The organism is Myroides pelagicus, assembly GCF_009711055.1.
In the GTDB taxonomy this organism is placed as follows: domain Bacteria; phylum Bacteroidota; class Bacteroidia; order Flavobacteriales; family Flavobacteriaceae; genus Flavobacterium; species Flavobacterium pelagicum.
Genome location: NZ_WMJY01000001.1, coordinates 210,319 through 225,838, shown reverse-complemented (window position 1 = coordinate 225,838; position 15,520 = coordinate 210,319). Strand labels below are relative to the sequence as shown.

Genomic DNA, 15,520 nt, shown 5'->3' with positions numbered 1-15,520 from the left:
ACTATAGATCTATATTGCCGACAGGGTAGTCACCAAAATAATGAGGTAAGTCCACTGTCTTATATGTTAGTTTCGAGTATTTGTTCGAGAATAAGATAATACAGACTTTATCTTTGGTTAGTCGGATATACGATGAAGTGTTGCCACGCCACCAACCGTTGTGATAGGTAAGCGTTTCACCATTGTTCATCTCCATGAGTCTAAAGCCTAATCCGTAATTTCGAACGCCTTTATATTCAAAACTATATCCTTTGAACATCTTTTCTTTTGCCTCAGCACTTAAAAATTTGTCAGAATATAAAGCTGTATCAAATTTAAGAAAATCTCTTGGGGTAACATAAATATTTTTATCCCCATAAGTCCCGTCCATATAATCCCAGTGCATCGGTTGATAAGTACTTTTATAGGACTGGGTAACATCGTTTTTTTTGCTTATATCGTCAAAGACAAAGCTGTCTTTCATCTCAAGCGGGGCAAATATTAACTCCTCTACTACTTCTTTGAATGGTTTGTTCATTACCTGTTCTGCGATGCTAGCTAAAACGACATAATTAGTATTGCTATAGGAAAATCGGCTATTTGGTCGGAAGTCAAGATCAACTCTTTCAGATTTGATGATTTCTATAACATCTTTGTTGGTAATAGTGGTTGTATTATCCCAAATGTCGCTATAATAACCGTAGTAACGCAACCCACTTCGATGAGATAGGAGGGATTGAATAGTAATTTCAGGATGAGGGAATCCTTTGATTATTTGAGATACGCTTTGATCTAAGTGTAGTTTGTCTTGGTCGATTAGTCGCATAATAGCGACTGCTGTGATAACTTTGCCTACAGAAGCTATGTGTAGTGGTGTCTCTGCTGTGATGGCGTCACCATTTTTTTTATTAGCAAAACCCGAATAGTCTTCGTAGAGGATCTGTCCGTTCTGAGCGACTAAAAGGCTCCCTGTGTATCCATTTTTCTTGATGTTGTCTAGATAAAACTGTTTAACCTCACTGGCTTTGGTTGTCGTGTATTTTTTACTAAGCTTGTCAAACTTGACGGGGTAAGTCGTTTTCTTTTTGTTTGATAGTTTAGTAGATGCTGTGATAGTGTCGTTTGTAGTGTTATCCTTTTGTGTTTTGTTTTGACACGCGTATAAGGATAAGCAGAGTAATAGAATTGCTGTTCGTTTGTTTTTGTTTGTCATCTGTAAATAAGTAAACCAGTTAATCGTGGGAAAAGATTAACTGGCTTGAATTGTATGTTGTAAGTTGTTATTGAATAGCAAGTTTTTTTGCTGTGTTGGGTTGAAGCCCTTTTTTGTTTAGTAAAACAGAAATAGACTTCAGTTTCATATAGGCTACACTCATGTATATGTATCCGTCATTTCCGATGCGCTCGCTATTATTACCCCAAGAGTTTTTAACCTTGTAGTAAACATTGCCCTTTTGGTCTTTAACTTTACCTGTGATGTGCATTAAGTGATCATCTTGGGTGTTATAATTATAGAATTCCTCTAAGCGCAGTTGTTCTGTGATTTGTTTTTCACTGATGATTTGTGTTAATCCCTTGTTGTTGTCTTCGCTGTTCTCAGCAATGAAAGCAACCCCGTGCTTAGCAGAGAAGGTAACCTCAGATACATCACAGTCAAGCGATAGGGTATATCCTTGGTCAAGTGCATAGTCAATATTAGCAATGTATTCTTCTAAGGGAAGGTTGTACAGACTACCATTAGAGAAATTGTCAGGAATATTTAAGATAAAAGGTTTATATGGGTATTGGTTTTTAAAAGAGGTAATCGTGATGTAGTCGTCAGGATTGATACCTACTTTCTTCATAAAAGACAAAGGGGTATATTTTTTTCCTTCATAGGTAAATTCAGTAATGGGCTTGCCGATATAAGTGTCAAGGATGTTTTCAGTAATAGGTTTCCAATTAGCGCTAATTGTAGGGCTACTAGTGTAGGCGTCTAATACACTTTTAAGGACTTTAAATAGTTCGGTGTGGTTGTATTCTTCCTTTCCTAGTTTTCCAGAGAATACTTCAATAGGAACAATTCCATTGTGGCGGATGCTGTTAATAACATCGTGAGCTAAACCACCCTGTCCAAACTGAGTTTTGCCATTGCGGGTGATATAATTGTCTATTTTTAGCGGGTAAACCTGGCGTACGTTATACATTTCAGATAAGTCGATGAATTGACCAGTATTACGTATAATTTCAGATTCTAGAAAAGAAGAAGTGCTGAAGCTCCAGCAGGTTCCTGTTTTTCCTTGACTTACCACAGGAGTAGTGTCAAGGTCTTTAATTGTTTGGAATTCATATTCTTGAGCTTGGAGTGTCAGGCTAAGACCAAATAAGGCTAGGGGTAAAAAGAGTTTTTTCATGTTTTATAATGTATTGGATTTGCAATATAATGTAAAAAATAGACTATTTTTACCCTAAATTCAAAAAGATATGAGTAAGATACAATGGGAAACGGCAATCGAGTTTGAAGACATTACCTATAAGAAATGTAATGGAGTAGCTCGAATTGCTTTTAATAGACCGGAAGTTCGCAACGCATTTAGACCAAAAACGACTAGTGAACTTTATCGTGCTTTTTATGATGCACAAGAAGATACATCGATAGGAGTAGTGTTATTATCGGCAGAAGGTCCTTCTCCAAAAGATGGCATTTATTCTTTTTGTAGTGGTGGAGACCAGAAGGCTAGAGGGCATCAAGGATATGTAGGAGATGATGGGATGCATCGCTTGAATATCTTGGAGGTGCAGCGTTTGATTCGTTTTATGCCAAAAGTTGTAATCGCTGTAGTACCTGGATGGGCTGTAGGTGGAGGTCATAGTCTTCACGTAGTGTGTGATATGACATTAGCGAGTAAAGAACACGCGATTTTTAAGCAAACAGATGCAGATGTAACTAGCTTTGACGGTGGATATGGATCAGCTTATTTAGCTAAAATGGTTGGTCAGAAAAAGGCGAGAGAGATCTTCTTTTTAGGAAGAAACTATTCCGCTCAGGAAGCTTTTGAAATGGGAATGGTTAATGCTGTTATCCCACACGATGAGCTTGAAGATACTGCTTATGAGTGGGCTCAGGAAGTTTTGGAGAAAAGTCCAACGTCTATTAAGATGTTGAAGTTTGCAATGAACTTAACTGATGATGGTATGGTTGGTCAACAAGTGTTTGCTGGTGAGGCTACTCGTCTAGCTTATATGACTGACGAAGCGATAGAGGGTAGGAATGCTTTTCTAGAAAAGAGAAAACCAAACTTCCCTAAGAAGTGGATTCCATAATAGAATATAGATAACAAAATAACAAAGGAGACTGTCTGATAGGTAGTCTCCTTTTTTTGTACACAAGTTTTTAGAGGGTGAAAAACGATTGACTAATGAAGTTCTGAAGAGTGTTAAAAAGTAAGGTTATGTAAACAAGGTTAAGTGAATGAAGTAAGGGGGTGAGTAATTAAAATAACGAAAGTAAGAACTGTGAGATAGAGTCGTGTAGGTCTTGGTGTGGTAAACATCCACAAATAACAGTATGTCTTTATAAGGCAAATTTAAGAGATATAGGGTAGTGTGCTGTTTAGGTGTTGCTGTTTTCTGTTTAATAGGTTGTTTAATAGTCTTTAGGTTTTATTTGTTTTGAAGTTTTGACCGAATGATAGTTAGGTTGGGGAGTAGGTGAGTCCAAATAAGGGGGGAGTATATTCATTAATAGCAATTTGTCTTGAAAAGATAAGATTAAATGTAAGTGTTTTGTATCTGAAGTTATCTGATGAATGTTAGTGATTTTATCTGCTTTTTTAAGCTTGGTTTTTAAAGGGTTTTTAGTTGAATAAACAGGTTTGTTTGTTTTTTATTTTCAATTAAAGCATGAGTTTATATTATGTTGTGTATTTTGTTGAAAAATAAGTATTTATGTATATCGATAATATTTTGTTATGGGTTTTAAAAAGCCAATTAAAAGTATAATTTATTTGTGTTGGAATTGTGTTTTTTGATGCTTTTACTGTGTTAAAGTAATACTTTAAGTTGTCGTGTTTAGTTTGTTTTTTAACACTTTTGATTTAGAGTGTTTTCGATAGTTGTACTCAAAAAAATAACTTTGTGAGCCAAGAGCTAAGTTGTGAGGTTTTAGGGTGGTTTGTCTTTGTTGTTTTTTTTGGTTGAATTTTCCTATTGCAATATTCTTTAGCTGGTTCAATACTTTTGTTTACTAGGATCTCGTTCTCATTTTGATTTGAGGTGTGTAAGAGGGTGTGTCTGATAAGTGCAATTTTTTGAGTGATTGATAGATACGCTGAAAGGTTGTTTTTGATGTGATCTAATGAAGTATTAAGACTAAAAGGTTAGTGTAAATCCTTTCTTTTTAAAGGTGTTTAGAAGTCATAAATTCTCATTATTTTTGCAAAGGTTCAAGAGTTCATACTTGAATTAATTGTAAAGTATTTCTAATTATTATGACTAAAACTAAAGCGTGGATACAGGCAGCTAGATTGAGAACCTTACCACTATCTGTATCTGGTATTATTGTAGGGTCAGCTTGTGCCTATCCCTTTTTTCATGCGAACCCTAATTTTATAGTTATCTTTTCGCTGGCTATTTTGACTACTCTACTCTTACAAGTACTTTCCAATTTTGCTAATGATTATGGTGATGGAGTCAAAGGGACAGATAATGAAAACCGTATAGGACCCCAGCGAGCTGTGCAAAGTGGGATACTAACAGCTGAACAAATGAAAAAAGGCATGGTTGTAACAGCTGTTTTTTCACTGATATCGGCTTTGTTATTGATTTATATTTCCTTTGGTCAGGAAAACTTCTTTACTTCTATCTTTTTCTTTGTATTAGGGATTAGCTGTGTGGTAGCAGCCATCAAGTATACAGTGGGCAAGGGTGCTTATGGCTATAGGGGATTAGGAGATTTGTTTGTATTTATCTTTTTCGGTCTAGTGAGTGTGTTGGGGAGTTTCTATCTTTATGGTCAGTGGTTTGACCTATGGGTGATTTTGCCAGCAGTGGCTATTGGTAATCTGAGTATCGCAGTATTAAATATTAATAATATGCGTGATTTAGATGCTGATAAGTTGGTTGGTAAAAATACCTTGGCGGTAAAACTGGGGCGTGAAGCAGCTAAACAATATCACTACAGCATTGTTTTATTTGCGCTTTTAGCGCTTATCGTCTATGGAGTATATGCTAACATGGTTTGGTATAAATTCTTCTTTATAGTGGCTTATATTCCCTTATTGAAGCATTTACTGTTTGTAAGGAACAATACAGTGCCTAGAGAGCTAGATACACAGATGAAGGTGGTAGCTATGACTACTTTTTTAATTTCTGTATTATTTTCTTTAGCTTTAATCTTTTAAAAAACAAAACAATATGAAAATAACGTATTACGGACATGCGTGTTTAGGAATAAACATTGATGATATTTCGATTATAGTAGACCCTTTTATTACGGGCAATCCATTACCAGCTACAAAGGCAATTGACGTTAATGCGCTGAAAGTAGATTATATATTGATTACCCATGCACATGGGGATCACATTGCTGATGTGGAGACTATCGCTCAAAATAACCTAGATGCAGTAATTGTATCTAATGCAGAGATAGCAGGACACTATGAGGCAAAAGGTTTTCAGGCTCACCCAATGAATCACGGGGGTAGTTGGGCATTTGACTTTGGTAAGGTAAAATATACGCCTGCTATACATTCTAGTTCATTCCCTGATGGTAGTTATGGAGGTCAACCTGGTGGGTTTGTTATTGAAAGTAAGAACAAGAATGTGTATATCGCTGGAGATACTTCTTTAACAATGGATATGAAGCTAATTCCGATGTTTACGAAACTGGATTTAGCTGTCTTGCCAATAGGAAGTAACTTTACGATGGATATAGACGAGGCTGTAATTGCTTCTGAGTTTGTTGCTTGTGATAAGGTGATGGGGTATCACTTTGATACTTTTGGCTATATCGAAATTGACCACGAACAAGCGAAAAAGAAATTCTTTGAGAAAGGTAAAGATTTAATGTTGCTAAACATTGGAGAGAGCTTGACGCTATAGCAGGGTATGATATGATAGCATCTTATAAAAAGCATATCCTTGATTTTAAACGACCTTCAGGGACCTCAAGAGGAGTAATGACTCAAAAGGAAACTTGGTTGCTTAAAATCGAAGATAATGGAAAAATAGGAATGGGAGAGTGTGGGATACTGCGCTCTCTTAGTTTTGATGATAGACCCGATTATGAGCAAAAGCTTATTTGGGTAGTTGAAAACATTGCTTTAGGCAAAGAAGTTTTGTGGGAGGCACTACGTGAGTGGCCGTCTATACAGTTTGGTGTAGAACAGGCGTTTTTGTCTTTAGCCTCTGAGGATCCTTATGTGTTATTCCCTTCTGCGTTTACTCAAGGCAGGGAGTCTATTGCGATCAATGGGCTTATTTGGATGGGGGAGCATGGATATATGAAACAGCAGATCGACGAGAAGTTAAAACAAGGCTTTGATTGTGTGAAGCTAAAGATTGGAGCTATTGACTTTGAACATGAACTTGATTTATTGGATTATATTCGTCAGCATTTTTCTTCGCAAGAGATTGAGTTGAGAGTAGATGCTAATGGAGGTTTTTCTCCAGATCAAGCATTGGATAGATTGAAGTGTTTGTCTAAATATGACCTCCACAGTATTGAACAGCCTATTAAGCAACATCAGGCTCGAGACATGCGTGATTTGTGTCGTATTACGCCTTTGCCTATTGCATTAGATGAAGAGTTGATTGGCGTAATCGAGTATGAACAGAAAAAGGATTTATTGGACTTGATTTGTCCGCAGTATATTATTCTTAAGCCAAGCCTTGTGGGAGGTTATAAGGGGAGTATGGAGTGGATCGAATTGGCTAATGAGAGAAATATTGGCTGGTGGATTACATCGGCATTAGAAAGTAACATTGGCTTAAATGCAATTGCTCAATGGACATATACTCTAAAAACTTCTTTGCCTCAAGGATTGGGAACAGGTGCTTTGTACACGAATAATTTTCAATCTCCTTTAGAGGTAAGAGAGGGAGCGCTGTGGTATAACCCCAAACTCCAATGGGAATCATAAGAAAGACAAAGGCTGGTAAGTACTTCTTATCAGCCTTTGTTTTTTTTAGGATTTGCGGTATTCATCAGGTGCTATCCCTGTGTGCTTTTTAAAAAAGCGCGAAAAGTATGAGTTATCTTTAAAGCTAAGCTTATAGGCAATTTCACTAGCTGATAAATCAGTGTTGACTAATAATCGTTTGCTCTCTAATAGTATTCTGCTTCTGATTAATTCTCCAGCGGATTGTCCTCGTATTTTTTGACAAATAGAGTTTAAGTAGTTTGGTGTTACACATAATAGTTCTGCATATTCTTTTGGAAAACGCAGTTTGTAAAAGTGCTTTTCTACTAAAAACTCAAATTGCTTTACCAGATTACTTGGCTGTAGTTGATTGTATGAAAAGTTATCCGTATGAAAATAATGCTTTTTACATAACAAAAACAATTCTAATAGATATACTCTGACAAGGTTTAGGTCTGTGTCTTTTTGTAGATGGATCTCAAAGTTAATCTTGTCAAAGATGTTTAAAATAGTGGAATAGTGATTGTCTATATTTAAAATAGAATCCTGATTAGACGTATTGCTAAAGAATGGTAGTAAATCTAAAAAATGGTTGTCGGATAAGAATGAAGAAATAAAGTCTTCTGTGAAGTTAATAATAAAACCATTTGTCGAACTATTAAAATCCCATTTATGTACTTGTCCTGGATTTAAGAAAAATAAGTCTCCTTTTTTTACATGATAAGTTTGAAAGTCTATAAAGTGTTTGCCTTCACCTTTTGTAATAAATAACAATTGGTAAAATAAGTGCTTGTGAGGTACAGAAGCTATGTTATTCCTTTGTGTAAGAATTTGCTGTAGGTCAAAAATAACAAAGTCTTGCGTTAGGTCCTCTTGATTTAATAAATCACAACTATTGAATCGAGGTATTTTTTTCATTTGTTTATATTCTCAGTTAGTAAGTGTTTGTGAGTATATAAATTTAAGTAAAAATACAATTTGTTTAAAAAACATATATAAAATTATAAAATTTAATAAAATATATTTATTTTGATGAGGATAAGTATTTGTTGTTGGCTATTGTGAGGAAAATTGTGAATAGAAATGATAATAATGTTATTAAAATGTTATTTATCAATAAATCGCATTTTTTACACTTTAGAATTTAAAGTTCTAAATAACAAAAGGTAAACGTTATCGTTTACCTTCTGTTGTTATTTTTTGACAATAGGCATTAGCCATCTGACTCCTGCTACTATCTGATTCTTATGTAAGTTTGATCGATTGCTTAAGCCTTCTTTGAAGTCTTGATCTTGATAGATATAGGCAGCAAACAAACGCAAATCTTTAAATAGCTTTTGATCTTCTAATGGATAGTATTCTACTGCTGCTTGTAGGTCAATCTGATTATAGGCATAGTCATTGGTTAAGTCTTTGCGCATATTGTAAATTCCTCTTACATAAGGAACAACTTTATTGATTTTGTATTTTGCACTAAAGGTTATGGCGTGGTCTCTAATTTCTGATGCGCCAATATTGTCCATTTGAATATCTTTGCTATAATCATATTGTCTGGTACCGTGCATATAGTCTGCTTCAAATATCCAGTTGCCAGCATAAACTTGATGCCCTAAAGTTACCCATTGGTAATACTTCGAAGCGTCGTGCTGCATTAGCGAATAGCCATAGCGTGTTTTAACCTTGTCGTTGAATAGGCTTCCTTCCCATAAAAACATATAGTAGTAGCTCTTGTTTTTGTATTCAGGAATGGCAAAAAAGTCCGAATTAGGAGTACTAACTTGGAAGGTGAACTTATGTTTTTTTGCATAATACATAAAGTTTACTCCAGGGGTAAATACCTCTAAATTATTCCCTACAATAGAATATTTGTACAATTCTGCACCATTGTAGTCAATTTCATAAGATCCCCAAGCTGTAAACAATTTACCCGCAGAGATAGCCCAGTGCTTATTGAAACGGTATTCAATAAAAGCAAACTCTAAGGCATCTGGCTGTCCGCTATTGGCAAAACTGTAACGAAAGTCAAAACTAACTTTGTCAAAGAGTTTAGTTGTCAATCGGACTCTTGTTTGGTTCACCTGAAATTTACTTAATTCTGTAGATGTAGGAGTGAAGACATTATTGAAGTCATACCTTGTGTCTAGCATAAGGTCGAATTGATTAATGTGTTCACTCGCAGGAGCTTTAAAGATACTCTCCTGATCGAACTCTTGGGCATGCGCTAATCCTCCTATTAATGTAAATAGGGAAAGCAATAGTGATTTTCTTTTCATCTTTAATTTCTTTTTCAATACAAAATAACGAAATTCTAAACAAAAAAGGAATAATTAATTCATTTTTTTTATTGAATACAGGGGTATTTTTCCGTTTTTTTTAATAATAAAATGTTAATGGTTTTTGTGGGTAGTGAAAGCGAAACGGTGTAAATGGCTATAAATAATAAGTCTGTTTCAAGAAAATAGAGAGGAATCAATGGATTAGTTAGCTAACTAAAAGGCGGCTATAATACCTGTCAAAATGCTGAGTTTGTTGGGGGAGGTGATCAATAGTTCGGTAGTGGCTGAATTGATTTTTTACACTAGATTAATGCTGCGTTTTAAGCAAAGTAAAAAAACACCTTCTAGATAGTTTATTAGGTATTTAGTGATATGCAAATCAAATAGTCATAAACTAGGATAGACCGTGATCACTACGTCAGATAGTGATGGGAGAATTATACTTTATGTAGGTGTTGGTAATACGCGATTTCACAGTAGTTAGATGGTAGCAGGGTAGTTAGCGCTTGAGGTGAGGATTCTTTATCATACCGCTGGATGGTCTGTACTTATGAGATCTTGTGTATTTGCAATGGCGTGAGTGGTATAAGGTTTAAGAGCTATCGTTAAACAACAAAAAACCGCCCTTTTCCTAAGAAAAGTGACGGTTTTTTTCAAACAAACTAAACCAAATTGTTTGTATCCTAATTAGAATACATATTCATTCGCTTCTACCAATTTAGAGGCAATTGTCTCTCTAAGAGCATTTACGTTTGGTAGGTTAACATATTTTGTAAATCTGCGTAGTCCCATTAACATCACGCGTTGTTCATCTTCTTCTGCAAAAGAAGCAATACCTTCTTTTCCTTTTTGTCCGATGATATCTACTGCGTGATATAAGTATAATTGAGCCATTGCGATTTGTTCCTTAATGTTCTCTTCTCCTTTTAACTTCGCTAATTTCTCTGTTCTAAGGATTGCACTCTCTGCCATATAGATTTCAATCATCATGTCTGAAGCTGCCATTAATAGGGCTTGGTGTTTTTCTAAGTCTGGTCCAAATTTCTGAACTGCACTTCCAGCTACCATAAGGAAAGCTTGTTTCAATTTGCTGATCATTTCTTTTTCTTCAGCAAATAGTTCAGAGTAATCAGGTACGTCAAAGCTAGGGATACTCATTAATTCGTCTGCTACTTTCATAGCTGGTCCTAATAGATCTACGTGTCCTTTCATTGCTTTCTTGATCAACATACCTACGGCTAGCATGCGGTTGATTTCATTGGTACCCTCATAAATACGAGCGATACGAGCATCTCTCCATGCGCTTTCCATTGGTGTGTCTTCTGAGAACCCCATTCCTCCAAAGATTTGGATTCCTTCGTCTGCACATGACTGTACGTCTTCAGACACTGCAACTTTAAGGATAGAACACTCGATAGCGAATTCCTCTACACCTTTTAATTCTGCTTCTTGATGTGTGTTTCCTTCTGCAATGCGTTGGTTGATTCGATCTTCAATAGAAGCGGCAGCTCTATACGAAGCAGCTTCACCTACATAAGCATTCGTAGCCATCTCTGCTAATTTGGTACGGATAGCACCGAAAGAAGCGATTGGTGTTTTGAATTGGATACGCTCATTAGCATATTTTACCGATTGGGTGATTAGACGACGTTGAGAGTCCAAACAAGCAGCTGCTAGTTTGATACGTCCCACGTTTAGTGCATTCATTGCGATCTTAAATCCATTTCCTCTTTCAGAAAGCATATTTTCCACAGGAACTTTTGTATCGCTAAAGAATACCTGACGAGTAGAAGAAGCTCTAATACCTAGTTTGTGCTCTTCTTCTCCTAATGTAATTCCGTTACTTGGATCGTTTTCTACAATAAAACCTGTAATGTTTTTATCATCTTCGATACGAGCGAATACAATAAATAAGTTACAGAACCCTGCATTAGAGATCCACATCTTTTGTCCAGTGATAGTGTAGTGGCTTCCATCGGCAGATAGTACTGCTTTTGTTTTCCCTGAGTTAGCATCTGATCCTGCGTCTGGTTCTGTCAAACAGTAAGCGCCAAACCATTCACCTGAAGCTAATTTAGGAACGTATTTTTTCTTTTGTTCTTCGTTTCCGTATAAAGTAATTGGCATTGTACCAATTCCTGTATGAGCACCAAAGGCAGTAGAGAAAGATCCAGTAGCTCCAGAGATGTAGTCACATACTAGCATTGTAGAGATGAATCCCATTTCCAATCCTCCATAAGCTTCAGGAACTGCTACACCTAATAATCCAAGTTCTCCTGCTTTACGCATAGAAGCTTCTGTAAAAGCGTAGTCTTTTTTCTCAAAGCGCTCTTTGTTTGGCCATATTTCTTTGTCGATGAATTCTTTTACAGAATCACGCATCATGATTTGCTCTTCAGTGAAATCTTCTGGAGTGAATACGTTTTCGCATTTCGTTTCTTTTACTAAGAATTGTCCTCCTCTTGTGATATCTTTACTCATATTAAGTTCTTTTTTATTTGGTTAATAGGTTTTTTATAATAATTCATAGATTCCAGCAGCCCCTTGTCCAGTACCCACACACATGGTTACCATACCGTATTTAGATCCTCTGCGTTTCATCTCGTCAAATAGTTGCACAGATAGTTTGGCACCTGTACAGCCCAATGGGTGTCCAAGAGCAATTGCTCCTCCATTTACGTTTACAATATCTGGGTTGATACCTAGTTCTCTAATTACTGCTAAAGACTGAGAGGCAAAAGCTTCGTTTAATTCGAATAAGTCGATGTCTTTTAATTGTAGTCCTGCTTGTTTTAACGCTTTTGGAATAGCTTTTACTGGTCCAATCCCCATGATGCGTGGTTCGACTCCTGCTGCCGCATAGTTAACCATACGTGCAATAGGTTCGATGTTTAACTCTTTGACCATTTCTTCAGACATGACCATTACGAAAGCTGCTCCGTCACTCATTTGAGATGAGTTACCAGCTGTAACAGATCCATCAGCAGCGAATACAGGTCTTAGTTTGTTAAGCACTTCTACAGAAGTACCTGCTCGAGGGCCTTCATCTTTGGTAACTGTATATGATTTATTATCCTTTTTACCTTTTTCATTAATAAATACTTCATTAATGGTAATTGGAACAATTTGATTGTCAAATTTGCCTTCTGCTTGTGCTTTTAAGGCTTTCATATGTGAGTTATAGGCAAACTCATCTTGGTCCTGACGAGACACGTTGAATTGGTTAGCTACAGCTTCTGCTGTTAGTCCCATTCCCCAGTAGTAGTCTTCATGCCCTGCTTTAGCTACTCCGTAGTCAGGTGTAGGTTTATATCCTCCCATAGGGATATAGCTCATGCTTTCTGCTCCACCAGCGATGATACAGTCTGCCATTCCTGCTTGGATTTTTGCTACAGCCATCCCGATAGTTTCTATACCAGAGGCACAGTATCTATTAACGGTCACTCCAGGTACATCGTCTACTTTTAATCCCATTAATGAGATTAGGCGTCCCATGTTTAGTCCTTGTTCTGCTTCGGGCATTGCATTACCTACCATTACATCGTCGATACGAGCTTTGTCAAACTCAGGTAGTTTACTCATTAAGTATTCGATAGTTTCAGCGGCAAGCTCATCAGGTCTTTTGAATCTGAAGACTCCTTTAGGAGCTTTTCCCACAGCTGTTCTATATCCTTGTACTATATATGCAGTTTTCATATTCTTCGTCTTTTTTTAATTTGGTTGTAGATTAGTTTCTTAGTGGTTTACCATTTTTCAGCATATACTGAATTCTCTCCAGTGTTTTGCGTTCTCCACATAGTGATAAGAAAGCCTCTCTCTCTAGATCTAGCAAGTATTGTTCGCTCACTAGGGTAGGCTCTGATAAATCTCCACCAGCCATTACATAAGCTAGTTTGTTGGCGATTTTGCGATCGTGTTCTGAGATATACTTACCAGCCATCATACTATCAGTTCCTACTAAGAACATCCCTAGAGCCTGACGACCTAGTACTTTGATGTCTTTGCGTTTGGCAGGTTGTGTATAGCCTGCTTGAGCCATTACTAAAGCTTCGCGTTTAGCTTGAGCTAGTTGTAAGTCTTTATTTACAACAACTAGATCTTTTCCTTTTTGTAAAATATTAAGGTCAAAAGCTTCTTGTGCAGATGTAGCAACTTTAGCCATACCGATAGTTAAGAAATGCTCTTGTAGGGTATTTAACTCCACATCGTTTTTGCGATATAAGTCTGCCGCTCTTACAGTCATCTCTTTTGAACCACCACCACCAGGGATAAGTCCTACTCCAAATTCTACTAGACCAATATATGTCTCTGCAGCAGCAACTACTTTATCTGCGTGTAAACTGATTTCACAACCACCTCCGAAAGTCATACCATGTGGAGCGGCAACTACTGGAATACCAGAGTAACGCATTTTCATCGTAGTGTCTTGGAATGTTTTAATAGCAATGTTTAATTCGTCCCAATCTTGTTCTGCAGCCATCATGAAGATCATCATTAAGTTGGCTCCTACAGAGAAGTTACTTCCTTGGTTACCGATTACTAATCCTTGGAAGTCTTTTTCAGCAATGTCTACTGCTTTGTTTAATCCTGCTAGTACACCACCACCAATTGAGTTCATTTTAGAGTGGAACTCTAAGTTTACGATACCGTCGCCTAGGTCGATTAACGATGCTTCGCTATTACCCCAGACTTTATTGGTTGCTCTGATATTGTCTAGGATGATGAAGGCATCTTGACCAGGTATAGGTTCAAATGTTTTAGTGTTTTGGTTATAGAATAGCTTTTTGCCGTTTTCTACTTTATAGAAACTCTTCGCTCCAGATGCAGCTAATTCTTTAACCCAGTCAGCTACTGTATAGCCTTCTTTTTCGATTAAAGCGATACCTTTTTCAAGCCCTACTAAGTCCCAAGTTTGGAATGGGCCGTATTTCCATGCATATCCTGTACGCATAGCGTCGTCGATAGGGAATAGGGTATCTGTAATTTCTGGAACACGTTGAGAAACGTATGCGAATAAACAAGCAAAGTGCTTTCTGATTAATTCACCTGCTTTTGTTTGGTCTGCTAGTAATAAAGCTAGTTTAGCTTTGGTACCACCAGCTTGCTTTGCAGTTTCAAGAACTGCTATCTTAGCGCGATTTAATGGACGGTATTCTAATTTCTCTAAGTCTAATGCATAGCGATTAGTCTTACCTTCTTTATCTACTTCTTTGTAATAGAATCCTTTTCTTGATTTATCACCTAAGAATTTGTTTTCTAATAAGAAGTTTAATGGTTTACTGTCTTTGATCTGTTGAATCATGGTATCATTAGGACAGTTTTGTTTTAAGCCATTTGTTACATTAATAGCAGTGTCTAGTCCTACTAGATCTCCTAACTTAAAGGTACCTGTTTTTGGACGGCCTAAGATAGATCCTGTAAGCGTATCAGCTTCTTCTACAGTTAATCCGATTTCTTGTGCCAACTGCATTACCATTGCCATCGAGTAAACTCCTACACGGTTACCGATAAACCCTGGTGTGTCTTTACATAGTACAGGTGTTTTTCCTAGGTATAGGCTACTGTACTTTTGGAAGAATTCGATTACCTCTGGAGCTGTTTGTGGTCCTGGGATAATCTCAAATAATTGTAAGTATCTTGGAGGGTTGAAGAAGTGTGTACCGCAGAAGTGCTTTTGGAAATCTTCTGAACGTTCTTCTACCATTAACTTCATTGGAATACCAGAGGTATTTGATGTGATCAATGTTCCTGGTTTTCTGTATTTTTCTATTTGTTCGAATACTGATTTCTTGATATCTAGTCTTTCTATGACAACTTCGATTACCCAATCACAGTCTTTTATCTTTACTAAATCATCTTCTATATTCCCTGTTGTAATGCGTGAGGCAAAAGCTTGTGAATAGATAGGAGCTGGTTTAGACTTTAATGCATTTGTTAAGTGTGTATTCGCTATTTTATTGCGAACTACTTTACTCTCAAGTGTTAAACCCTTCTTTTCTTCTTCAGGAGTCAATTCTCTAGGAACAATATCGAGAAGTAGTACTTCTAATCCAATATTAGCAAAGTGGCATGCAATAGCTGACCCCATAACTCCAGATCCTACTACTGCCACTTTTTTAATTAATCTTTTCATATTTAGTTATT

Annotated in this window: 11 protein-coding genes; 4 read left to right on the top strand and 7 right to left on the bottom strand. The window is 36.7% G+C overall.

Going from position 1 to position 15,520, the window contains the following annotated elements:
* Position 1: 1 nt before the first annotated feature.
* A complete protein-coding gene (locus tag GJV77_RS00985) occupies positions 2-1,192 on the bottom strand; it encodes a serine hydrolase domain-containing protein (RefSeq protein ID WP_155034492.1) in 1,191 nt (396 codons plus the stop codon).
* 67 nt (positions 1,193-1,259) lie between these two features.
* Positions 1,260-2,372 carry a C1 family peptidase gene (locus tag GJV77_RS00980; RefSeq protein WP_155034491.1) on the bottom strand — a complete coding sequence of 371 codons (1,113 nt, stop codon included), beginning with the start codon at positions 2,370-2,372 and terminating at the stop codon, positions 1,260-1,262.
* Positions 2,373-2,442: 70 nt separating this feature from the next.
* Between GJV77_RS00980 and GJV77_RS00975 the strand changes: the two genes are divergently transcribed.
* From GJV77_RS00975 to GJV77_RS00960, 4 genes are all read left to right on the top strand, one after another.
* Entirely contained in the window at positions 2,443-3,282 is an 840-nt protein-coding gene (locus GJV77_RS00975; protein WP_155034490.1) for a 1,4-dihydroxy-2-naphthoyl-CoA synthase, read from the top strand.
* A gap of 1,166 nt (positions 3,283-4,448) precedes the next feature.
* Positions 4,449-5,360 carry a 1,4-dihydroxy-2-naphthoate polyprenyltransferase gene (locus tag GJV77_RS00970; protein ID WP_155034489.1) on the top strand — a complete coding sequence of 304 codons (912 nt, stop codon included), beginning with the start codon at positions 4,449-4,451 and terminating at the stop codon, positions 5,358-5,360.
* Between the two features lie 13 nt (positions 5,361-5,373).
* Positions 5,374-6,060, top strand: coding sequence for a metal-dependent hydrolase (locus GJV77_RS00965; protein ID WP_155034488.1), 687 nt, complete (start codon positions 5,374-5,376; stop codon positions 6,058-6,060).
* Positions 6,061-6,071: 11 nt separating this feature from the next.
* Positions 6,072-7,100, top strand: coding sequence for an o-succinylbenzoate synthase (locus GJV77_RS00960; protein WP_155034487.1), 1,029 nt, complete (start codon positions 6,072-6,074; stop codon positions 7,098-7,100).
* Positions 7,101-7,145: 45 nt separating this feature from the next.
* On the opposite strand, the gene GJV77_RS00955 is transcribed toward GJV77_RS00960, so the two are convergent.
* The 5 genes from GJV77_RS00955 to GJV77_RS00935 form a co-directional block, all read right to left on the bottom strand.
* Positions 7,146-8,018, bottom strand: coding sequence for a helix-turn-helix domain-containing protein (locus GJV77_RS00955; RefSeq protein WP_155034486.1), 873 nt, complete (start codon positions 8,016-8,018; stop codon positions 7,146-7,148).
* 275 nt (positions 8,019-8,293) lie between these two features.
* Positions 8,294-9,373, bottom strand: coding sequence for a porin (locus GJV77_RS00950; RefSeq protein WP_155034485.1), 1,080 nt, complete (start codon positions 9,371-9,373; stop codon positions 8,294-8,296).
* 690 nt (positions 9,374-10,063) lie between these two features.
* Positions 10,064-11,857 (bottom strand): acyl-CoA dehydrogenase family protein, encoded by a 1,794-nt coding sequence (locus GJV77_RS00945; RefSeq protein WP_155034484.1) that lies wholly within the window; start codon positions 11,855-11,857, stop codon positions 10,064-10,066.
* Positions 11,858-11,890: 33 nt separating this feature from the next.
* Complete coding sequence (locus GJV77_RS00940) at positions 11,891-13,072, bottom strand: acetyl-CoA C-acyltransferase (protein WP_155034483.1); 1,182 nt, start codon at positions 13,070-13,072, stop codon at positions 11,891-11,893.
* Between the two features lie 31 nt (positions 13,073-13,103).
* Positions 13,104-15,509, bottom strand: a complete 2,406-nt coding sequence (locus GJV77_RS00935) for a 3-hydroxyacyl-CoA dehydrogenase/enoyl-CoA hydratase family protein (protein WP_155034482.1) — start codon at positions 15,507-15,509, stop codon at positions 13,104-13,106.
* Positions 15,510-15,520: the final 11 nt, after the last annotated feature.

Coding starts and splice junctions, on each gene's coding strand:
- GJV77_RS00935 (WP_155034482.1), bottom strand. CDS start 15,509: ATGAAAAGATTAATTAAAAAAGTGGCAGTAGTAGGATCTGGAGTTATG.
- GJV77_RS00960 (WP_155034487.1), top strand. CDS start 6,072: ATGATAGCATCTTATAAAAAGCATATCCTTGATTTTAAACGACCTTCA.
- GJV77_RS00955 (WP_155034486.1), bottom strand. CDS start 8,018: ATGAAAAAAATACCTCGATTCAATAGTTGTGATTTATTAAATCAAGAG.
- GJV77_RS00950 (WP_155034485.1), bottom strand. CDS start 9,373: ATGAAAAGAAAATCACTATTGCTTTCCCTATTTACATTAATAGGAGGA.
- GJV77_RS00980 (WP_155034491.1), bottom strand. CDS start 2,372: ATGAAAAAACTCTTTTTACCCCTAGCCTTATTTGGTCTTAGCCTGACA.
- GJV77_RS00965 (WP_155034488.1), top strand. CDS start 5,374: ATGAAAATAACGTATTACGGACATGCGTGTTTAGGAATAAACATTGAT.
- GJV77_RS00945 (WP_155034484.1), bottom strand. CDS start 11,857: ATGAGTAAAGATATCACAAGAGGAGGACAATTCTTAGTAAAAGAAACG.
- GJV77_RS00970 (WP_155034489.1), top strand. CDS start 4,449: ATGACTAAAACTAAAGCGTGGATACAGGCAGCTAGATTGAGAACCTTA.
- GJV77_RS00985 (WP_155034492.1), bottom strand. CDS start 1,192: ATGACAAACAAAAACAAACGAACAGCAATTCTATTACTCTGCTTATCC.
- GJV77_RS00975 (WP_155034490.1), top strand. CDS start 2,443: ATGAGTAAGATACAATGGGAAACGGCAATCGAGTTTGAAGACATTACC.
- GJV77_RS00940 (WP_155034483.1), bottom strand. CDS start 13,072: ATGAAAACTGCATATATAGTACAAGGATATAGAACAGCTGTGGGAAAA.